Annotated in this window: 22 protein-coding genes; 9 read left to right on the top strand and 13 right to left on the bottom strand. The window is 73.2% G+C overall.

What is annotated here, in order from left to right; all coding sequences use genetic code 11:
• Positions 1-320: 320 nt before the first annotated feature.
• From FGE12_RS20550 to rnk, 3 genes are read right to left on the bottom strand one after another with little or no spacing between them, the layout of a single operon-like run.
• Complete coding sequence (locus tag FGE12_RS20550) at positions 321-1,292, bottom strand: aldo/keto reductase (protein ID WP_153868234.1); 972 nt, start codon at positions 1,290-1,292, stop codon at positions 321-323.
• Between the two features lie 9 nt (positions 1,293-1,301).
• Positions 1,302-1,529 (bottom strand): hypothetical protein, encoded by a 228-nt coding sequence (locus tag FGE12_RS20545; RefSeq protein WP_153868233.1) that lies wholly within the window; start codon positions 1,527-1,529, stop codon positions 1,302-1,304.
• Positions 1,513-1,932, bottom strand: a complete 420-nt coding sequence (rnk, locus tag FGE12_RS20540) for a nucleoside diphosphate kinase regulator (protein WP_153868232.1) — start codon at positions 1,930-1,932, stop codon at positions 1,513-1,515. The genes FGE12_RS20545 and rnk overlap by 17 nt, the downstream gene beginning before the upstream one ends.
• Before the next feature lie 380 nt (positions 1,933-2,312).
• On the opposite strand from rnk, the gene msrB reads away from it, so the two are divergent.
• The 3 genes from msrB to FGE12_RS20525 are packed head-to-tail and all read left to right on the top strand — an operon-like array spanning position 2,313 to position 4,534.
• Positions 2,313-2,798 (top strand): peptide-methionine (R)-S-oxide reductase MsrB, encoded by a 486-nt coding sequence (msrB, locus tag FGE12_RS20535; protein ID WP_153868231.1) that lies wholly within the window; start codon positions 2,313-2,315, stop codon positions 2,796-2,798.
• An 18-nt stretch (positions 2,799-2,816) separates the two neighbouring features.
• Positions 2,817-3,572, top strand: a complete 756-nt coding sequence (locus FGE12_RS20530) for a hypothetical protein (protein WP_153868230.1) — start codon at positions 2,817-2,819, stop codon at positions 3,570-3,572.
• A complete protein-coding gene (locus FGE12_RS20525) occupies positions 3,569-4,534 on the top strand; it encodes an exodeoxyribonuclease III (protein WP_194798111.1) in 966 nt (321 codons plus the stop codon). The genes FGE12_RS20530 and FGE12_RS20525 overlap by 4 nt, the downstream gene beginning before the upstream one ends.
• A 14-nt stretch (positions 4,535-4,548) precedes the next feature.
• Here FGE12_RS20525 and FGE12_RS20520 read toward each other — a convergent pair whose 3' ends face one another.
• The 4 genes from FGE12_RS20520 to FGE12_RS20505 form a co-directional block, all read right to left on the bottom strand.
• Positions 4,549-4,944 carry a LysM peptidoglycan-binding domain-containing protein gene (locus tag FGE12_RS20520; RefSeq protein WP_153868229.1) on the bottom strand — a complete coding sequence of 132 codons (396 nt, stop codon included), beginning with the start codon at positions 4,942-4,944 and terminating at the stop codon, positions 4,549-4,551.
• Between the two features lie 93 nt (positions 4,945-5,037).
• On the bottom strand, positions 5,038-5,412 hold the full coding sequence (locus FGE12_RS20515; protein ID WP_153868228.1) for an STAS/SEC14 domain-containing protein: 375 nt from the start codon (positions 5,410-5,412) through the stop codon (positions 5,038-5,040).
• A gap of 44 nt (positions 5,413-5,456) precedes the next feature.
• On the bottom strand, positions 5,457-7,922 hold the full coding sequence (locus FGE12_RS20510; RefSeq protein WP_153868227.1) for an ATP-binding protein: 2,466 nt from the start codon (positions 7,920-7,922) through the stop codon (positions 5,457-5,459).
• Between the two features lie 163 nt (positions 7,923-8,085).
• Positions 8,086-10,542, bottom strand: a complete 2,457-nt coding sequence (locus tag FGE12_RS20505) for an ABC transporter permease (RefSeq protein WP_153868226.1) — start codon at positions 10,540-10,542, stop codon at positions 8,086-8,088.
• A gap of 117 nt (positions 10,543-10,659) precedes the next feature.
• Here FGE12_RS20505 and FGE12_RS20500 point away from each other — a divergent pair, with 117 nt between their 5' ends.
• From FGE12_RS20500 to FGE12_RS20490, 3 genes are all read left to right on the top strand, one after another.
• Entirely contained in the window at positions 10,660-11,331 is a 672-nt protein-coding gene (locus tag FGE12_RS20500) for an SAM-dependent methyltransferase (protein ID WP_194798110.1), read from the top strand.
• Positions 11,328-12,239: a tRNA pseudouridine(55) synthase TruB gene (gene truB, locus FGE12_RS20495; RefSeq protein ID WP_153868225.1), complete on the top strand. Its 912-nt coding sequence runs from the start codon at positions 11,328-11,330 to the stop codon at positions 12,237-12,239. Before FGE12_RS20500 ends, truB begins: the two co-directional genes overlap by 4 nt.
• A 134-nt stretch (positions 12,240-12,373) precedes the next feature.
• Positions 12,374-12,586 carry a hypothetical protein gene (locus tag FGE12_RS20490; protein WP_153868224.1) on the top strand — a complete coding sequence of 71 codons (213 nt, stop codon included), beginning with the start codon at positions 12,374-12,376 and terminating at the stop codon, positions 12,584-12,586.
• 4 nt (positions 12,587-12,590) lie between these two features.
• Here the strand turns inward: FGE12_RS20490 and bamE are convergent, their stop codons facing one another.
• Together bamE and FGE12_RS20480 are read right to left on the bottom strand one after the other, a co-directional pair.
• Positions 12,591-13,100, bottom strand: coding sequence for an outer membrane protein assembly factor BamE (gene bamE / locus FGE12_RS20485; protein ID WP_153868223.1), 510 nt, complete (start codon positions 13,098-13,100; stop codon positions 12,591-12,593).
• A gap of 103 nt (positions 13,101-13,203) precedes the next feature.
• Positions 13,204-13,605, bottom strand: a complete 402-nt coding sequence (locus FGE12_RS20480) for a hypothetical protein (RefSeq protein WP_153868222.1) — start codon at positions 13,603-13,605, stop codon at positions 13,204-13,206.
• Between the two features lie 144 nt (positions 13,606-13,749).
• On the opposite strand from FGE12_RS20480, the gene FGE12_RS20475 reads away from it, so the two are divergent.
• Entirely contained in the window at positions 13,750-14,319 is a 570-nt protein-coding gene (locus tag FGE12_RS20475; RefSeq protein ID WP_153868221.1) for an RNA polymerase sigma factor, read from the top strand.
• Positions 14,316-14,561, top strand: coding sequence for a hypothetical protein (locus FGE12_RS20470; protein WP_153868220.1), 246 nt, complete (start codon positions 14,316-14,318; stop codon positions 14,559-14,561). Before FGE12_RS20475 ends, FGE12_RS20470 begins: the two co-directional genes overlap by 4 nt.
• Before the next feature lie 10 nt (positions 14,562-14,571).
• Here the strand turns inward: FGE12_RS20470 and FGE12_RS20465 are convergent, their stop codons facing one another.
• Positions 14,572-15,366, bottom strand: a complete 795-nt coding sequence (locus FGE12_RS20465; protein ID WP_153868219.1) for an alpha/beta fold hydrolase — start codon at positions 15,364-15,366, stop codon at positions 14,572-14,574.
• Positions 15,366-15,968, bottom strand: a complete 603-nt coding sequence (locus FGE12_RS20460) for an HD family hydrolase (RefSeq protein WP_153868218.1) — start codon at positions 15,966-15,968, stop codon at positions 15,366-15,368. Before FGE12_RS20460 ends, FGE12_RS20465 begins: the two co-directional genes overlap by 1 nt.
• Before the next feature lie 35 nt (positions 15,969-16,003).
• Here FGE12_RS20460 and FGE12_RS20455 point away from each other — a divergent pair, with 35 nt between their 5' ends.
• A complete protein-coding gene (locus FGE12_RS20455) occupies positions 16,004-16,855 on the top strand; it encodes an MBL fold metallo-hydrolase (RefSeq protein WP_153868217.1) in 852 nt (283 codons plus the stop codon).
• Positions 16,856-16,861: 6 nt separating this feature from the next.
• On the opposite strand, the gene FGE12_RS20450 is transcribed toward FGE12_RS20455, so the two are convergent.
• Together FGE12_RS20450 and FGE12_RS20445 are read right to left on the bottom strand one after the other, a co-directional pair.
• Positions 16,862-17,740, bottom strand: a complete 879-nt coding sequence (locus FGE12_RS20450; protein WP_194798109.1) for a cobalamin biosynthesis protein CbiG — start codon at positions 17,738-17,740, stop codon at positions 16,862-16,864.
• Positions 17,741-17,822: 82 nt separating this feature from the next.
• Positions 17,823-19,784: a YgiQ family radical SAM protein gene (locus FGE12_RS20445; protein WP_153868216.1), complete on the bottom strand. Its 1,962-nt coding sequence runs from the start codon at positions 19,782-19,784 to the stop codon at positions 17,823-17,825.
• Between the last annotated feature and the right edge of the window lie 188 nt (positions 19,785-19,972).

The following is a 19,972-nucleotide window of genomic DNA, read 5'->3' as shown; positions in this document are numbered from 1 at the left end:
GCGCACAGCGAGCGGCTTCACTCTCCGTGCGGGCCCGCCGGAGCTCGAAGGGCTACCTCGCGCAAAAAGGTAAAATAGGATTTTACGATTTTGCATCACGCGCCGCCCCACAATCGGGAGGGTCCCCTCGGCCGGAACATTTCGTCCAGCGTGCTCCCGTGCCCCGCCCTGCGCCTCCCCGGAGCGTGCCGTGAGAGCAGCGGCCGCGCGCGCTTGGCGGAGCGAAACGCCATCGTGATTCCCTCTCTCCCAGGAGCCCGGGCTGAGCGTGTGAGAGGCAGGGATGCCAGCACACCACTCCGGGTCGCCGCCGGAGAGGCTCAATTCCAGGCGAGCCCCGACCGGCGCTCCCAGTAGACGCGCGGCTGCTCCGCGAGCCCCTCCAGCCCCCGTTCCGGCAACACCAGCGCCTGCGCCGACAGATGGCTCTGCAGCTGCGCCACCGTCGCCGCGCCGCTGAGCACCACGTCCGCCCAGGGCTGCGCGAGCGCAGCGGCCACAGCGACCGCATCCACCGACGCGCCAAGCTGCACAGCCGCCTCGCGAAGCGGCGCCAGCCCGGGCTCCCCGTTGCGCGGCGTGAGCCGCCCGTTGGCCACGACCTCCTTCACGATGACGCCCATCCCGGAGGCATGCGCGTCCGCGAGCGCGGGCCCCACGGAGGGCTCGAGCAGGTTCCACGTCGCCTGCACACAGGCGAAGAGCGGCTGCCCCCCGCGGCGCACCTCAAGCGCGCGCCGCAGCGTGTCCGCCTGGCCCGCGCCACTGAGCGAGAGCCCCACCGCGAGGCCGCCATCTCGCAGCCGCGCGAGCCCGTCCAGCACCCCCGCGTCCTCGAGCACCCCGCTCTCCCGAGTCGCCGAGTGGATCTGGTACAGCCCGAGGTACGCGCCGAGCAGCGCGCGGCTCTCCTGCACCTGGCGCTCGAGCGTGGCGAGCGAGTGCTCCTTCACCTCGTGCTTCGGCGCATCCACCCGCCAGCCCGCGGTGTACGTGTAGCCCCACTTGGAGCCCACCGAGAGCGCCCCCGGCGCAATGCCCCGGCGTGCGAGCCACGAGGAGAGGAAGGCCTCGGCGCGCCCGTACGAGCGTGCCGCGTCCACGTAGCGCACGCCCGCGGCCCACGCGGCATCCAGCACCGCGTGTGCGTGGGCCTCGAGGGCCTCCTCGCTGCGATCTCTCCCGAGGTCCTCGGCGTGTCCGAGGGTGATGTAGCCCGGCCGGCCCAGCGCCGCGAGCCCGAGCCCGAGGCGGGAGACGGCCAGGCCCGTGCGGCCGAGCGTGCGTGTCATGCCCCCGTCCTACCGCAGCGCGCTGCGCAGGGCCTGGGCGAGTTTGCGCACCGCGTACCCCTCGAAGTCCTCCACGGGGTCGACGCTCGAGGGGAACACCTCCAGCAGGCTGTCCAGCAGCGCCTGCACGTCGGCGACGCGCGGCGCAGCAGAGGCATCCCCCTCCTCGAGCCGCAGCGCCGCCTGCACCAGGTGCAGCCAGCGGTCCTCTCGCGAGCCGCTAGAGGTGCAGGTCACCGGCGGCCTCCGGCTGGTAGGGCACGGCCACCACGCGCACGTAGCGGGTGCGTCCGCCCGGGACGCGCAGCGCCGTGCGCTCGCCCACGAGGCGGCCGAGCAGCGCGCCTCCCACCGGCGCGAGCACCGACACGCGGGTCCCACCGCCCTCGAAGGCATCGCGCGGGTAGCACAGCGTCACCTCGCGCCGCGAGCCGGTCTCCTCGTCCTCGAAGACGACGCTGCTGTTCATGGTGACGAGCGTCGGGGGCACCTCGCGGGAGGCGGCGACGCGGGCCTCGGCGAGCTCCAGCTCGAGCAGCTCGGCGGGCTGGGCGAAGCGGCCGCCCTCGCACTGCTCGAGCACGCGGGTGAGGCGCTGCAGGTCCTGCTCCGTCACGGTCATCTTGCGCTGCGAAGTCATCGGGGTACTCCAAAGGGAATTGAGCCGGCGGCCCCCGATGGGGACACCCGGCGCGAGAGGGCACGGCGCGGATGCGTGCAGGGCCCGCGTCCGCAGAGAATCGAGGGTCTGGAGGAGGACGCCGGGCGCGAGAGCTACGAGGGGCGCGCGGCGTCCGTCCCAAGCGAAGCCGTGGCTCCGCCGTGGGTGAGCGTGACCCGGCCGCCTGCGCGCTCGCGCTTCACGGGCACAGCACGGATGGCGGCGACGGGACGCATGGACGGGGCAGTCTAACCCCCGTCCTGCCTGCCCGCCAGGGTGTAGGGCGGGGGCCCGGCAGCCGGGGCGTCATTCGCCAGTCAGTGCAACCCATTCAGGCCCCCGCGCGTAGTGCCATCACCATGCGCGCACTCCGCCTCCCCGCCCTCCTCGTCCTCGCCTCCCTCGCCTGCGCCTCGCCGCCTGCCCACGCGCACGAGGCCGACCACCCCTTCCCCGTGCAGAAGACGGACGCCGAGTGGCGCGCCCAGCTGAGCGCGGGTCAGTACGCCGTGCTGCGCAAGGCGGACACCGAGCGGCCCTTCACCGGGGCCCTGTGGGACAACCACGAGAAGGGGGTGTACCGCTGCGCCGGCTGCGGGCAGCTGCTCTTCACCTCGGACGCGAAGTTCGACTCGGGCACGGGCTGGCCCAGCTTCTTCCGCCCGGCGCGGGCGGACTCCGTCGTCACGCGCGAGGACCACAGCCTCTTCGGCACCCGCACGGAGGTGCTGTGCGCGCGCTGCGGCGGGCACCTGGGCCACGTGTTCGACGACGGCCCCGCGCCCACGGGCCTGCGCTACTGCATGAACAGCGCCGCGATGCGCTTCGAGAAGGCGGCGAAGTAGGGCATCTTCGCGCCCGCCATGCGCTCCTTTCCCACCGAGTTCGCCGAGCTGCTCACCCCGCGGGGCCGGCGCATCCTCGAGGGCCGCGACCGCCGCGCCTGCGGCGCGCTGCTCGACCCCACCCGCCCCTTCCTCGCGCTCACCGACGTGGTGGACGCGCGCCGCGCGGCCGCCTGCCGAGACCTCCTCGAGCGCGCCATGCCCGGCACGCTGATGCGCATGGAGGACCCCATTCCCGAGGAGTCGCTCGCCGGGATGACCGAGAACTACGCGGAGCTGCTGCCCAAGACGGTGCGCGTGCGCACGGCGCTGCTGGAGAGCCGCCGCTCGCGCTCGTGGAAGGCCGCGGACGAGGTGGGGCTCATCGCCATGCTGCGGTCGGAGAGCTTCGCGGCCTTCGCGGCGGCGGTCGCCGGGCGCCCCCTGCGCCGGCGCTGGGGCATCCAGCTCCTGTGCTACGGACCGGGCGACTACAGCGGCCCACACAACGATCACCACCCCGAGGAGCCCGAGGCGGCCCACGGCTACGTGGACATGCACCTGAGCCTCGCCACCCCCGCGGTCGACCACCAGTGGCTGGTGTACGCCCAGGACGGCCACTTCAGCGAGATGACCCGGGTGAGCACCGTGGGCGGCATCACCGTCTATCGCCTCCCCTTCTGGCACTACACCACGCCGCTGATGGCGCGCCCACGCAAGGAGGCCGACGCGCGGCGCTGGGTGCTCCTGGGCACCTTCCTCGACAAGCAGGTGCCCGCTAAGGTGGCGCCGTGAAGATCGTCTCCTGGAACGTGAACGGGCTGCGCGCGGCGCACAAGAAGGGCTTCTGCAGCTGGCTGCACGCGAGCGGCGCAGACGTGGTGGGGGTGCAGGAGGTGCGCGCCCAAGCGGAGCAGCTGCCGGACGAGGCGCGCTCGCCCGAGGGCTGGCACACCCACTTCGTGCACGCGACGCGCGCGGGCTACAGCGGCGTGGGGCTGTTCAGCCGGCTCCGGCCCGACTGCGTGGAGACGCTGCTCGGCCACGACGACCTGGACTGCGAGGGGCGCCTGCAGGTGGCCACCTTCGGCCAGCTCACGGTCGTCAACGCGTACTTCCCCAACGGCAACGGCAAGGAGCGCGACAACAGCCGCATCCCCTACAAGCTGCGCTTCTACGCCGTGCTCTTCGACCGGCTGAAGCGCGCGCACCTGAAGGGCGAGCGGCTGCTCGTGATGGGTGACTTCAACACCGCGCACGCGGAGCTGGACCTCGCGCGCCCCCGCGAGAACCGCGAGACGAGCGGCTTTCGCCCCGAGGAGCGCGAGGAGCTCTCGCGCTGGCTCGCCGCGGGCTGGGTGGACACCTTCCGCCACTTCCAGCCGGCCGGCGGCCACTACAGCTGGTGGAGCCAGCGCGGCGGAGCGCGCGAGCGCAACGTGGGCTGGAGGATCGACTACGTGCTCGCCTCCCCCGGCGCGATGCCCTTCGTGCGCGCGGCGGCCATCCACCCGGACGTGCACGGCTCGGATCACTGCCCGGTGAGCGTGACGATGGACCCCAAGGTCCTGGGCGCCAACGTCGTGCGCACGGCGCCCGCTGCCAAGGCGCCGCCGGCCAGGAAGGCCGAGAAGGCGCCCGTCGCAGTCAAGGCGCGCAACACCGTGAAGGTGCCTGCAGCGAAGGCACCGGCCGCGAAGAAGGTGCCGGCGGCGCGCAAGCGCGCGACCACCGCGCGCCCGCGCACCACGCCCTGAGTGCCGCACGCGCTTCAGGCGTGCTTCACGGAGTCCTTGGACGGGAGCTTCAGCCGCTGGCCGACCTGGATCTTGTCCGGGTCCTTCAGCTGATCGCGGTTGAGCTCGAAGATCTTCGGGTACAGCTTGGGGTCGCGGTAGAGCTGCTGGGCGATCTTGGAGAGCGTGTCGCCGCTCTTCACCGTCCAGTAGCCATAGGCGTCGTCGTGGCTGACCTTCAGGTCCACCATCGTCTCGGCCTGCCAGTTCGCGTGGGTCTTGATCTTGTCCCAGACGAGGTCGCGCTCGAAGGCGTAGGGGGCGCTGCCCTTGAGGACGAGCTTGCCGCCGTCCTCCTTCACCTCGGTCAGCTGCACGCCGAGCTGCTTCGCCGTGTCCAGCACGTCGCCGTACGTCTGCTGCAGGCCCATGGGGTCACCTCCGGAAGCGGGTGGGACCCCTCAGGGTGTGCTGCCCCCGGCGGCGGGACAACCTGCGGCCTCCCGCGCCTGCCCGCCCTGCCTTCAGGCCTCGGGGTCCTTCAGCCAGGCGAGCGCGTCTGCGCGGTTGTCGAAGGTCGAGGTGGGAATGGTGAGCAGCGCCTGCTTCGTCATGCGCCAGGCCTGCAGGCCGCTCGCCGCGTCCGAGACGATGCGCGCCGAGCGCTGCATGCCCTTGAGCTGGGCGAAGGCGTTGAGGCTCGCCATCTGGGGCACGAACTCGCGCGCGAGCATGCGCAGCTGCGACTGGTCCACCAGCGCGCTCCAGGGCCCCGCGAACTGCTCGATGACGGGGCGCACCTTCGCCAGATAGTCCGCCACGTCCGCGGCGCTGGGGCGCTCGGGGTAGACGACTTCGAGGATGCGGTCCTGCTCATGGACGATGATCTGGAATGACATGAGTCCCCTGGGTCTACACCCCGCGCGTCCTTTTGCCCACCCCCCTATCCCGGGGGCCCCGCGCTGGCCAGCTCCGAGCTGTCCTCCTCGTGGGTGCGCGGCGCCGCCTCGCCCGCAGCGCCCGTGCCCACCGGCACGCTGAAGCCGAAGGTGGAGCCCGCGCCCGGGTGGCTGTCCACCCAGATGTGCCCGCCGTGCGCCTCCACGATGAGGCGGCTGATGTAGAGCCCCAGCCCCAGGCCCTCCACGCCCTTCACCGAGCGCACGCGGAAGTACTTCTCGAAGAGGCGCGCCGCCTTGTCCTCGGGGATGCCGGGCCCCTCGTCGCGCACGCTGACCACCGCGACCCCGCCCTCGCGCTCCAGGCGCACCACCACGGGGGTGCCCGGCGGGCAGTACTTGAGCGCGTTGGAGAGGAGGTTGACCACCACGCGCTCGAGCCGCGCCGGGTCCACCGACACGGGCCCCACGGGCCTCGGCACCTCGAGGCGCAGCCGCGAGCGCTCCTCGGGCAGCACCGTGCGCTCCATGACGTCGGCGAGGAAGCGCGCGAGCTCGGTGGGCTCCTTGTGCAGCTCCACGCCGCTCTCCAGGCGCGTGGTGTCCAGCAGCTCCTCCACCATCCCGTTCATCCGGTCCACGCTGCGCAGCACGCCATCCAGCAGCAGCCGCTCGCGCGCGTAGTCCTGCTCCTCCTCGCGCCCGCGCACCTCCAGCACCCGCCGCAGGTTCTGCAGGCGCACGGAGATGTTGTTGAGGGGGTTCCTCAGGTCGTGGGAGATGAGCCCCACGTACTCCTCCTGCAGCCGCTCCAGCTCCCAGCGCGCCGAGATGTCCTGCAGGGTCACCACCGCGCCGAGGATGCGCCCGCGCGGCTCGCGCGCCGGGGCCGCGTTCACCAGCACCGGCACCGCGGGGCGCCCCTCGGGCTGCAGCAGGTACACCTCCGCGCGCACCGAGTGGCCGCGCAGCGCCCGCGCGAAGGGCATGTCCGCGACCGGCAGGGTGGCCCCGTCCGGCATGCGCAGCCGGCTCACCAGCTGCTCGCGCCCCACGCGCCCCGGCTTGCCCAGCAGCTCGCGCAGCGCACGGTTCACCAGGGGAGGCGCCTCGCCCGGCTCCACGAAGAGCACCCCCACCGGGGCCTCGTCGAGCACCGTCTGCAGCAGCGCCTGGCCTGCCTCCGCCTCCGCGCGCGCCTGCTGCTCCAGGCTGAGCAGCCGCTCGCGCTCCGCGTCCGCCTGCAGGCGCCGGGAGATGTCGCGCAGCACCGCCGTCACCTCGGTGAAGCTCCCCTCCTCCACCGGGCTGAGGCTCACCTCGAGCGGCACCTCGCGCCCGTCCTTGCGCGTGCCCACCAGCCGCATCACCCCGCGCTGCGCGCGCAGCAGGGGCGAGGAGAAGTACGCGTTGCGCTCGCGCCGGTGCGCGCTGCGGCGCACCTCGCTCAGCAGCACGGAGACGTCCTGGCCGAGCAGCTCCGCGCGCGGGAAGCCGAAGAGCCGCTCCGTCTGCGCGTTGGCGTAGAGGATGCGCCCGCTCGCATCCACCGTCACGATGGCGTCCGGGGCGGTCTCCAGCAGGCCGCGAAAGCGCACCTCCGAGCGCTGCAGCGCCTCGGCCACCTCCTGGCGCGTGCGGTCGATGCGGTCCAGCACGCGCGCCGCGAGCAGGAGCAAGAGCAGGCCCAGCGCCGAGACGAGCGAGGCGAGCATCACCGTGGCCAGCGTGAGCGGCAGCCCGGTGCCCGCCGCGAGCCCCGCGAGCAGCACTCCCAGCACCAGCGGCCCGAACACCACGTAGGGGGCGAGCCTGCGGGCAAAGAAGCCGCCCAGCTTCGCGCTGGTGAGCTGCGCCATCACCCCCCTGCGCCCCACCCTCGCGCACAGGGTGGCAAGTCCGAGGCTGAACAGCGCCACCGCCGTGGGCAGCGCCATGGCGAGCGGCACCCCGCCGCTGGGCCGCGGGTCCAGGCTGCCCACCCGGTGGATGTAGCCGTTGAGCACCACGGTGAGCAGCAGCGCGTTGGCGAGCGTGAGCACCTCACTGGGGCGCACCCCGAGCCACGAGGGCACCTCGAGCAGCAGCAGCGCGAGGCCCAGCAGCACCACGCTCAGGGCCGTGCTCAGCGCGGGGCGCGCCGCGAGCCCTCCCTCCGGCTGCAGGTTGCCCGCCCGAAGGAGCAGCGGGAGCTGCTCACCCGTCAGCGCCTCCCACAGGGTCATCGCCCCCAGCACCACCGCCACGGCCGCCGTCGCCTGCGCCACGCGCGACTGCAGCCGGAAGCCGCCCGGCACCAGCTGCAGCACCAGCGCGAGCGCGAGCAGCAGCACGCGCATGCAGGTGGCGGGCACCATGTCCGGCAGCGCCGGGCCCCAGCGGTAGAGCCCCGGCACCTCCAACGCCCAGCCCACGAGCGCGAGGCCCGTCACCGTCACGGCCACCACGGCCGCTGCGGCGGAGACCCAGCGCGCTCCGGGGATCTCCCGGAGCTCTGAGCTGAACGTCATCGGTGTTGCCCCCCGGGTGCAGCAGGCCTTCGGCAAGGTAGGGCGGCCGGGGGGCTTGCCACCATCGTCGATGGGGACAGGAGCCGGTGCGGCAGCAGACGAACGCACTGCCCCCCGGTGCGCCGCCCCCGCACACGGCGTCCGGGAGTGCGCAGTCCCGCTGCTAGTCCGCCTTCAGCGCCACCATCGGCTGCACGCGCGCGGCCCGCAGCGCAGGGAGGTAGGTCGCCCCCAGCGCCACCAGCAGCAGGAGCAGGGGCGAGGCCACGAAGGCGAGCGGGTCCACGGCGCTCACCCCGTACAGCAGGCTCGCGAGCAGGCGGCTGAGCGCGAAGGCGCCCGCGACCCCCAGCGCCGCCCCCGCGAGCACCGCCCCCATGCCCTGCGCGAGCACCAGCCGGATGACGCTCTGGCGCGTGGCCCCGAGCGCCACCCGCACCCCGATCTCCTGGGTGCGCAGGCTCACGAGGTAGCTGAGCACGCCGTAGATGCCCACCGCCGCGAGCACCAGCGCGAGCGCGGCGAGCGTGCCGATGAGCAGCATGTTGAAGCGCTGCGCCCCCAGGGAGCGCGCCACGATCTCCTCCATGGTGAGCATGTTCGTCACCGGCTGGCGCGAGTCCACCGCCCAGATCTCCCGGCTCACCTGGGGCCCGAGCCGCGCGGGGTCCCCCGCCGAGCTGCGCACCACCAGGCTCTGCGGCAGCAGGCGCACCAGCAGCGTGTTGAGCGCGGGGGCCACCTGCGCCATCGGGATGTAGAGCACCGCGGGCACCTCCTTCTCCAGGCCCCCCTCGCGCACGTCCTTCACCACGCCCACGATCTCGCGGGGCGCCGCGTCCGCGAGCTCCGGCACCACCGGCTTGCCCACCCAGATGCGCTGGCCCACCGGGTCCTGGTCCTTGAAGTACTTCTTCGCCGCGGTCTCGTTGATCAGCACCACGCCCGGCGCCCCCACGCCGTCCGTCTGCGCGATGCTGCGCCCGCGCACCAGCGGGATGCGCAGCGCGGGGAAGTAGCCCGGCGTCACCGCGCGGTACTGCGCCCCGCCCACGCCCTCGTCCACGCCGCCCTTGTAGCGGCCCTCGATGGTGAAGGTCATGTCAGGCCCGCCCTCGAGCGGCAGGCTCGCCGCCGCCCCCGCCGCGCTCACCCCGGGCAGCGCCGCCACGCGCGCGAGCACCTGGTCGTGGAAGCGCGCGAGCGCCTCCGGAGAGCCGTAGCGCGCCTCGGGCAGCGAGAGCTTCATCGTGAGCACGCCCTGGGGATCGAAGCCCGGCGCCGTGCCCCGCAGCTGCGCGAAGCTCTTCACCAGCAGGGAGGCCCCGATGAGCAGCACCACCGCGAGCGCCACCTCGCCCAGTACCAGCAGGCGCCGCGTGCGCACCCCCGAGGGCCCGCTGCTCGTGCGCTGCGCGCCCTCCTTGAGCGCCACCTGCAGGTCCGTGCGCACCGCATGGGTCGCCGGGAGGATGCCGAAGAGCACGCCGGTGAGGAGCGAGATGCCCGCGCTGAACGCGAGCACCTTCCCGTCCAGCCCCACGCCGTCGAAGCGCTGCAGCTCCTCGGGCGCGAGCGCGAGCAGGCTGGGCACCAGCGCCGCCGCCACCAGCACGCCGAGCAGGCCTCCCATCACCGCGAGCACCAGGCTCTCGGTGAGCAGCTGGCGCACGATGCGGCCCGAGCTCGCCCCCAGCGCGCTGCGCACGGCGATCTCCCGCGCCCGCGTCGCCGCGCGCGCGAGCTGCAGGTTCGCGAGGTTCACGCACGCGATGAGCAGCACCAGCCCCACCGCCCCGAGCAAGACCAGCAGCGCCGGCTTCAGGTCCCCCGTGAGGTACTCCTGCAGGTTGCGCGAGGCGAAGGACTCCTTCTCGTCCAGCGTCTCGGGGAAGGTCTTGCGGAAGCGCTCGGTGACGAGCGCGAGCTGTGCGCGCGCCGCCTCCGCCGCCGTCCCGGGCTTGAGCCGCCCCACCACCTCCAGGTAGTTGGCCTTGTCCGTGCTCGCGGGGTTGAGCTGCAGGGGCGTCCACAGCTGCGCCGTCTGCGGGTAGCGGAAGCTCTGCGGCGCCACGCCGATGACCGTGTAGCTCTCGTCGTTGAGCACCACGCTGCGCCCCACGATGCCGGGGTCCGCGCCGAAGCGCCGCTGCCACAGCCCGTGGCTGAGCACCACCACGCGCGCCGCGCCCGGACGGTCCTCCTCGGGCAGGAAGTCGCGCCCGAGGGCGGGCGCCGTGCCGAACACGGTGAAGAAGTTGTGCGTGACGCGAGAGCCCACCACGCGCTCCGGCGTGCCGTCGCTCGCGAGGTTGAAGCCTGAGCCCAGGTTGTCGAAGGCCGCCACCCCCGAGTAGCTGTCCGTCTGGTCGCGCAGGAAGTGGTACTTGGGCACCGACATCGAGGTGGTGTCGCCCCCGGGAAAGGCGCGCACCAGCTGCTGCAGCCGCTCGGGCTCGCGGAAGGCGAGCGGGCGCAGGAGCACGCCGTTCACCACGCTGAAGATGGCGGTGTTCGCGCCGATGGCGAGCGCGAGCGTGAGCAGGGCGACGAGCGTGAAGCCGGGCTTCTTCACCAGCATGCGACCGGCGTAGCGCAGGTCTTCGAGGAGCAGGGACATGGAGGACTCTCCGGGGGGTGCCTGTCCGCGCCTACGCACGGGCGGCCGGGCCATTGCATCGCGGCCCCGCACTTGCCCCTTGGGCCAGGGGCCCGCCTGGGCGAGGCTCCTCGCCCCGTGCTCCCTCCCACCCCCGAAGCCCCCCAGCCCCAGCGCACCGTGCACTGCACGGACGCGCTCGCGTGGCTCGAGGCGCAAGGGACGCTCGCCGGCTGCTCGGTGGTCACCTCGCTGCCGGACGTGTCGGAGCTGTCCGGGATGGCGCTGCCCGACTGGAAGCGCTGGTTCGTGGGCGCGGCCCGGCTCGTGCTCGCGCGCGTCCCCGAGGACGGCGTCGCGCTCTTCTACCAGACGGACATCAAGCCGGATGGCGTCTGGGTGGACAAGGGCTACCTGTGCAGTCGCGCCGCCGAGGAGGCCGGCTTCGAGACGCTGTTCCACAAGGTGGTGTGCCGCAAGCCCGCGGGCACCGTCACCTGGGGCCGCCCCTCCTACTCGCACCTGCTGTGCTTCTCGCGCGGCGTGCGCGCGAACCTCGCGCACGCCACCGCGGACGTGCTGCCCGAGCTGGGCGAGATGACCTGGACCAAGGCCATGGGCGTCTCGGCCTGCGTGGCCGCCTGCCGCTTCATCCTCCAGCACACCTCCACCCGCACGGTGGTGGACCCCTTCTGCGGCCTGGGCACCGCGCTCGCGGTGGCCAACGCGCTGGGGCTGGACGCGGTCGGCGTGGAGCTCTCGCCCAAGCGCGCCCGGCGCGCGCGAAACCTGCGCGTGCAGCTGCCATGAAGCCGGGCATCTACCTCGCCCACAAGCCCGTGGGCGTCACCAGCTTCAGCCTCGTGCGCGCCCTCATGCAGGAGGTGGAGGCCGCGGGCCTCAGCCGCAAGCGCCTGCCGGTGGCGCACGGCGGCACGCTGGACCCGTTCGCCCACGGGCTGATGCTGCTGCTCGCGGGCCCCGCCACCCAGCTGATGGACCTGCTGCACGCGGCGCCGAAGACCTACGTGGCTGAAGTCGTGTGGGGCGTGGAGACGGACAACGGAGACCTGCTCGGCCAGGTGGTGTCGCGCGGGCCCACCGCAGGCCTCACTCCCGCGGCGCTGGACGCGGCGCTCCGGCCCTTCCTCGGCTGGCACGACCAGGTGCCCCCCTCCACCAGCGCGAAGAAGGTGGACGGCGAGTCCGCCTATCGCCGCGTGCACCGCGGGGAGACGGTGACCCTGCCGCCCTCGCGCGTGTACCTGCACGCCGCACGCTGGCGCTCCCACGCGCTGCCCGAGCGCAGCGTGCTCGAGCTCACCTGCCGCGGCGGCTTCTACGTGCGCGCACTCGCGCGGGAGCTGGGCCGGGCGCTGGGCTGCGGTGCGCACCTCGGGGGCCTCGCGCGCACCCGCATCGGGCCCTGGGAGGACCCGGGCGAGGGCGCGCGCGTGCACGTGGGCGGCCGCGGCGTGCTCCCCTGGTGCCCGTGGCGTCCCTTGAGCGATGCGGAGGTGGGCCTCCTGCGACGCGGCGAGCCCATCCCCGTCGGCAGCGTGCGCCCGCCCGACTGGTCGCTCCCGGAGGGCTACCCCGCGCCCGAAGGCTCCTTGAACCCCGTACGCGGCTTCCACCGCGAGCGCCTGCTCAACCTGCTCGTCACGACGGCCGAAGGGATGCTGCAGAGCGGGACCTACCTGCGCGGCGGCCTCTGAGACCTCCTCCCCGGGCGGCAGGCCAGCGGGCTCATGGCCGAGCGCAGCTTGCCTCCAGCCCCCGCGTGGAGAGCTTTGAGCGGAGGTGAGGGCGCCACTCCCGGCGCCCCGAGCGAGCGACAGGAGACGCACCCATGGCAGGCGAGAAGGAGGACTCGGGCCGCACTGGCACCGTGCAGAGCCCCAGCCAACCCGGACTCATCGGCGGCTCCGACGCCGACCGGCGCGACACGCGCGGCGACGGAGACGTCAGCGAGCCCCGCCGTGGGGCCGGCACCAGCGACCCGGCCGAGCGCAACAACAACGATGCTCCGCAGCGCCGTGCGCCCACGCGCGACGATCTCTAGGCAACTAGAGCGACCAGGGCTTGCGCGTGCGATCGATGGGCTCGGGCGGGGGCTTCACCTCGCCCGGCTTCGTCATGTCCCACGCGCTGTAGCGCCGCTGCTGCACGTCGCGCAGCTTCCCATCCTCGAAGCACACCGAGTAGAGCACGAAGCTCGGAGTCTCCATGGTGGGCATGCCGTAGCGGTAGCAGTCCTTGCCCCGCTCCTCGTCTGCCGCGAGCGGGCGGCCCAGCAGCGAGTGCACCTGCTGCTGGGTCATGCCCGGCTTCACCGTCTTGAAGCCGTGGCGGGTGATGATGTCCGTCGCCCCCTGGGTGTGCTGGGTGAGCGCCCAGACCATCGCCCCGAGGATCGCCAGCGCAGGCAGCGCGTAGGGCCAGCGCCGGCGGCGCTCCTCCTTCTTCTGGAAGGCCACGAAGAGCGGGCCGTCCGGCGCGAGCTCGTCCGGGAGGGGTCCCGGCAGGACCACCGAGGAGGCGGAGCGGGTCACCACGAGGCGATCGGCGTTGCTCATGCCCCAAGTCTTGCCGCCCCCGGGGGGGCGGATGCAAGCGGCTCTGCGGCCGATGGGGCGGCATGCTCGCCCAGTGCACGCCGCGGGAGGGCGCCTGGGCTACCTAGCGGGCAGGCGCGGTGACGGGCGCAGGGTGCGGCTCTGCCTCCAGCGCCCCGAGGCGGCGCATCCCCACCGCCGTCACCACTGCCGTCACGGTGAGCAGGGCGAACCCCAGCACCGCGGGCGCGAGCGACTCCGCGAGGCCGCCGATGACCACCGCCACCACGGACTGTCCCTCGCGTGCCATGTCGCTCGCGTAGATGCCCACGTGGGCGAAGCCGGTAATGCTCGCGAGCAGGAGCGAGCCCACCGTCGCCAGCGCCATGCACGCGATGACGCCGACGCGCCGCCGCTCGGGCCGCCAGGCGAAGAGCGCCGCGTTGCCCAGCGTCACCAGCCCCAGCGTCAGCACGCCCCACATCCCCACCCCACCCGCCTGCATCAGCTCCCCTGGACCCAGCATGTGTGCACCCCTGCGCGGTGAGCCGGCGCCTCCATTGGCGCCTCGGCCTCCCACCCTCCCAACGCGGGAGGGGCGCGGGCGTGACAGCGGCAAATAAAAAGGGGGCGCTTGTCACGTGCGGGGCCCTCGCGCGTTGATGCGCCCATGGGCACGGAGGAGCAGGCGCTGGTCGCCGACTTGCGCAAGGGGGACCCGGCCGCGTTCGACGCGGCCTACGCCCGCTGGCGCGCGCCCCTCTACGGCTTCCTCGCGCGCCTGAGTGGCCGGCGGGAGGTCGCCGAGGATCTGCTGCAAGAGACCTGGCTGCGCCTCGCCCAGCACGCCCCGCGCCTCGCGCCCGACACCGAGCTGGGCGCCTGGCTCTTCACCGTCGCGCGCAACCTGCACCGCAGCCACCGGCGCTGGAACGTGGTGGACACCGCGCTGCACGAGGCCCTCGCGCGCCTCGCCGCGCGCCTGCACGAGCCGCGCTCCCCCTTCGACTTCGCCGCCGCGAGCCAGCTCGAGCGCCAGCTGGAGCGGGCGCTCGCCTCACTCCCCCTGCGCTACCGCGAGCCCCTGCTGCTCACGGCCGTGCAGCAGCTCACCCACGCCCAGGCCGCCCAGGTGCTCGGGCTCAAGCCCGAGGCGCTCCGCCAGCGGCTCTCGCGCGCCCGTGGCATGCTCGAGGCGAAGCTGCAGGACGTCTCCCCTCCTCTCGGAGCCCTTCCATGACCACCCCACCGAGAGACCCGCTGCTGCAGGGCCTCGCCCAGCTCCCCGTGCGCGACGTCCCCCCGCACGTCGCCTTTCGCATCGCCCGCCGCGCGCGCGCCCGCCTCATGCTGCGCGCGCGCCAGGGTCCCCTCGCCCGCGCCTGGGACGCGGTGCTGGAGCCCGCGCTCACGGCCGCCTTCGTGCTGGTGTACTTGGGCTGGGCAGTGCAGACCGCGATCGTCCTGCTTTCGCCGCGCTGAGCGCGCGCGCTCAGGGCGCGGGAAGCGACTCCATGAAGGCGAGCACCCGGCGGTTGAAGTGGCCGCGCACGTCCGCGTGCAGCATGTGGCCCATGCCCGGCACCTGCTCCACGTGCGCGTTCGGCAGGGTGCGCCCCAGCGCCGCGAGCGTGGGCGCGTACTGCGGCGGGCTGCGCACACCGCCCAGCAGCAGCGCGGGCGTCTGCACGCGCGAGAGCGACGCATAGTCGGGGCGGTAGTCTCCGAGCGCGAGGCAGTCGCGGCGGATGGAGTCCCAGCGCGAGAGCACGCGGGCGCGCGCGAGCCGCGGCAGGCGCTGCACGTCCTCCTCCCCCAGCACGTAGCGCAGGAAGGCCTCGGAGGCGGCCGGGCCGCCACTCTCCGCCGCGGTGCGCTCGAGCGACTCCCACAGGCCCGGGGGCAGCAACGCGCCGGTGTCACTCGCGGCGAGGGGCGGCTCGATGAGCACCATGCCGCGCAGGAGCTCCGGCCGCGTGCGCGCGAGCTCCAGCACCACCACCGCGCCGAAGCTCGAGCCGCATGCGACGACCGGCTCGGTGGCGATCTCCTCCACCACCCGGGCTGCGTCGCGCGCGTGGTCCTGCACGCTGGGCGCGCGCTCGCCCTCGCGCAGCGGCGACTCGCCCGCGCCGCGGCGATCGTAGAGCAGCAGCCGCGCGTGGGCCTCGAGCCCCGAGCGCTGCACCGCCCAGGTGCTCAGGTCCGCCGCGCTGCCGTGCACGAGCAGCAGCGGCGCCCCGCGCCCCTCCACCTTCACCGCCAGGCCGTCCACGTTCAGGTCCATCAGGCGCCCTTCCCCGGCCGCAGCGTCTCGAGCTCGGCGAGCAGCGCCTGCAGCGCGGGCGTCTCCAGCGCGCGGTGCACCGAGGCGAAGAACTCCGAGAGGTCGCCCACGCCCTGCCCTTCGTAGATGCAGGCCTGCAGCCCCATCTCCAGCCGGTCCAGCTGCCGCACCAGCCGCGCCTCGAAGGAGCTGCCCGCCTCGTACTCCTCCCAGAGCGCGAGGTGCACTTCGCCGCGCGGCAGCTTCCCCAGGATGCGGTGCACCGCCTCGCGCTCGAGCCGGTGCTTCTCGGCCTTGTCCACGCCGGAGGCCGGAGTGAGGTCTCCCACGTAGGCCTCGCCCAGGTCGTGCAGCAGCGCGATGCGCACGGCGCGCGAGGCATCGGCCTCGGGGAAGTGGGCCTCGATGACCAGGAGGCACAGCAGCGCCACGCCGAAGGAGTGCTCCGCCACGCTCTCGCAGCGCTCGGGAGGAAGCCCCGTGCGCAGCCATCCCTGGCGGTAGAGCTGCTTGAGCTGGTTCGCCTCGAAGTAGGCCTCCAGCAGCGGCAGCGGGCGGCGCCCCTGCAGCAGGGAGATGGGAGCGGGAGCCTTGGTCTTCATGGCGCGTGGACCTCGGGAGAACTAGCTTCGTCGCGATGCTCACCGAGCTGCAGGCAGGTCCCTACACGATTCGCGGCATCTCGGTGGGTGGGGTGTACACCAGCCTGCAGGTGCCGCAGCTGGGCGCGGTGCTGGACGCAGGCGTTCCCATCCGCTCCTTCGCCGGGACCGACCGCATCTTCCTCAGCCACGGGCACCCGGACCACGCCGGGGCGCTCGGCGCGCTGCTGGGCATCCGGCGGCTCATCGGCAAGGGAGCCCCGCAGGTGTTCCTGCCCGAGGAGATCCTCCCGGCGATGCAGGAGGCGCTGGCCGCCCAGACGCGCCTGCACCACTGCGACCTCTCCATCCGCCCCGAGCCCCTGCGCCCCGGGGACACGCGCGAGCTGGGCGCGGGCCTCTGGGTGCGCGCGCTGCGCACCCACCACCCGGTGCCCTCGCTCGGCTACCAGTTCCTGCGGCGCGTGCAGAAGCTGCGCCCCGAGCTGCGCGCGCTGCCCGGCGAGGAGATCGCCCGGCTGCGGCGCGAGGGCGCACCGGGCGTCTTCGAGGAGACCGAGCACCTCGAGCTCGCGTACGTGACGGACACGCTCTCGCGCGTGCTGGAGACCAGCCCCGAGCTGCTGCGCAGCCGCGTGCTGGTGCTCGAGTGCACCTTCGTGGACGCGGCCCGCAGCGTCGAGGACGCGCAGGCCCGCGCGCACCTGCACCTGGACGAGCTCATCGCGCGGGCAGATGCCTTCGAGAACGAGGCCCTGGTGCTGATGCACTTCAGCCAGTCGCTCGCTCCGGCTCAGGTGCACGCCGAGGTGCAGCGCCGCCTCCCACCGGGTCTGCAGGGCCGCGTCTACGTCTTCGCGCCCCCCTCGGGCCCGTGGTTCGGCTGAGCCTCGCTACACGCCCAGCACCCACCCCTCCTCCTCCCGCACCGCCTGCGCTTCGGCATCGCTGAGCCCCGCAGGCCTCGCGAAGGACGCCGCGAGCCGCCCCGCCGCATCCTCGCGCGCGAAGTGCCGCGCGAGCGCCTCCACCTGCCGCGCGTCCTTCACGCCCGCGCCCTCGCGCGGCAGCGGAACGAGCGAGGGGTACACCTCCGCGAGCACGACGCAGGGCGCGCCGTCCGGCACGGCGAAACCCGTCTCGAAGGGCCACACGCGGACGTGCGGACCGAGCACCGGGTCCTCGCGCAGCGCGAGCAGGTGCGGCAGGCCGCACAGGCTCTGCCCGCCCACGCTGCCCGCGTAGGCCACCTTCCACACCGGCTGCGCCCCGCGCACGCGCAGCTCGCAGAGCCGGCGCTCGGTGAGCCCGCGCACGGGGTACGCGAAGCTCCGGCGCGTGGGGAGCGCCGGCAGCGCGCGCGAAGCGGGACGTCCCCAGAAGGGCCCCTCTCCGCCGGTGAGCTGCGCGTTGAGCGCGGCTGCGACCTCGAAGCGGTTGTTGGCGTTGTCCTGCGCGTCGCGCACGCGCCGCCGCCACTCCTCCCAGAGCGCGCGCCACGCAGGGCCCGCGAGCCCCAACGCCTGCGCGAGCCCGCGCGGGTACCCCAGCGCGAAGTCCACGCCGAGCAGCACGCGCGCACCGCGCGAGAGCTCCTCCGCGAGCACCGCGCGCAGCTGCGCCATCGCCTCGTGGCGCGTGGACGGGTTGCTCAACTGCAGCACAGCGGAGCCGGAGCAGAGGCGCGCCCACCAGATGCTGTCGCGCCCCGTCTTGGGCACGCCGTTCGCGCTCCAGTCCACGATGAGGAAGGTGTCGAAGCGCTCGCTCACAGGGCCGGCCCGCTCCACGTCGCCGCACGGCGGTGCAATCCCTCACTCGGACCCTCTCCCAAAGAGAGAGGGGACCGCTTCGTCAGCTGCGCGCGGGGCGCTGGGGGCGCCCTCGCGGGCGCGGCGGCAGGGGGCGCTCGCTCGCGGCCTGGCGCTCGAGCCGGGCGCGCTCGGCCGGAGTCTCCGGCGGCACGAGGCAGTGGGGCCCGCGGCCGATGAGATCCTCCCGGCCCGCCTGGCGCAGCGCCTCGCGCGCGAGCGGCCACTGCTCCGGGTTCCAGTAGAGCAGCAGCGCCTTCTGCAGCCGCTTCTCGCGCAGGCCGGTGGCCGTGTACACGGGCTCCATCTTCATGGGGTCCATGCCCGAGTAGTACATGCAGGCGGCCATGGACATGGGCGTGGGGATGAAGTCCTGCACCTGGCGCGGGCGCTTGCCGTTCTTCTTCAGCCACTGCGCGAGCTCCACCATGTCCTCGAGCGTGGAGCCGGGGTGGCCGGAGATGAAGTACGGGATGTCGTACTGCTCCTTGCCCGCGTCCTTGCTCGCGCAGGCGAACATGGTCTGGAAGCGCTCGAAGCTCTCGATGCCGGGCTTCTTCATCTTCTCCAGCACGCGCGGGGACACGTGCTCGGGGGCCACCGAGAGCTGCCCGCCCACGTGGTGCGCCGCGAGCTCCTTCACGTACTCGGGGCTGCGCTCGGCGAGATCGTAGCGGACGCCGGAGGCGATGAAGACGTGCTTCACGCCCTCCTCCTGGCGCACGTCGCGCATCAGCTCGATGAGGGGGCCGTGGTCCGTGACGAGGTTCTCGCACACCCCGGGGTGCACGCAGGAGAGCTTGCGGCACTTGCTCTCGATCGCCTCGCTCTTGCACTTCATCTTGTACATGTTGGCGGTGGGCCCGCCGAGGTCCGTCACCGTGCCGCGGAAGTCCCCCATGCGGCGCAGCTCGCGGATCTCCCGCAGCACGCTCTCGCCCGAGCGGCTCTGGATGACGCGCCCCTCGTGCTCGGTGATGGAGCAGAAGCTGCAGCCGCCGAAGCAGCCGCGCATCAGCACCACCGAGTGCTTCACCGTCTCGTAGGCGGGGATGGGCTCCTTGTACATGGGGTGCGGCACGCGGTTGAACGGGAGGTCGTACAGCTCGTCCATCGCCACCGTGGCCGTGCCCTCGGCGCGCCCGTCGTCGAGCGGGTGCGCCGGCGGGTTGAAGTACACCGCGCGGTCGCCGTGCCGCTGCGCCATGGGGCGCGCGTTGCCCGGGTTGGTCTCCAGCTGGAAGTCGTGCGTCATCCGCGCGAAGGCGACCTTGTCCGCGATCACCTCCTCGTACGAGGGCAGCACCACCGTCTTCTTGTCCGCGGCGCGCCGGGCGGGGTCCGCCTCGTGCTTCTGCATCTCGGCGTTGGAGATGATGTAGGCCGTGCCGCGCACGTCCTTGAGGTCGCTCATCTTCTCGCCGCGGTTCATCCGGTCGGCGATCTCCCAGATGGGCCGCTCGCCCATGCCGAAGACGAGCAGGTCCACCTTCGCGTCCATCACGATGGAGCGGCGCACCTTCTCGCTCCAGTAGTCGAAGTGCGCGATGCGCCGCAGGCTGGCCTCGATGCCGCCCAGCACGATGGGCACGTCCGGGAAGGCCTCGCGGCAGCGCTGCGCGTACACGATGCTCGCGCGGTCGGGGCGCGAGTCGGTGCGCCCGCCCGGGCTATACTGGTCCGCGGAGCGGTTCTTCTTCTGCGCCGTGAGCCGGTTGAGCATGGAGTCCATGTTCCCGGCCGCGACCCCGAAGAAGAGCCGCGGCTTGCCCAGCACCTTGAAGGGCTCGGCCGAGTGCCAGTCCGGCTGCGGGATGATGCCCACCTTGAAGCCGCGCCCCTCGAGAAAGCGCGCGATGAGCGGCGGACCGAAGGCCGGGTGGTCCACGTAGGCGTCGCCGGACACGATGATGATGTCCAGTTGCTCCCAGCCGCGCGCGGCCATGTCGGCGCGGGTGACGGGGAGGAAGGGCCGGGGAGTCTTGAGCGGGACCAGGGATGCCATCGGTGGTGAACCCCTTAGCCCTCCCGGTTCATGCCGGCAACGCGCCCGGCGCCCCGCCTGCTCGCCGGGCTGCCGACAACTGCGCACGCCAACCCTGCGGATCTGCTGGGGATCTTTTCTCGGGATTAAATTTAGAGGGATTAAGGCTTGAAATCCGAACGGCAATCATAAATATCCCGCCACCAAGC

This window comes from Aggregicoccus sp. 17bor-14 (genome assembly GCF_009659535.1).
Lineage (GTDB): Bacteria > Myxococcota > Myxococcia > Myxococcales > Myxococcaceae > Aggregicoccus.
Note: the sequence above shows the minus strand (reverse complement) of the source record. Positions and strands in the feature narration are given on the sequence as shown.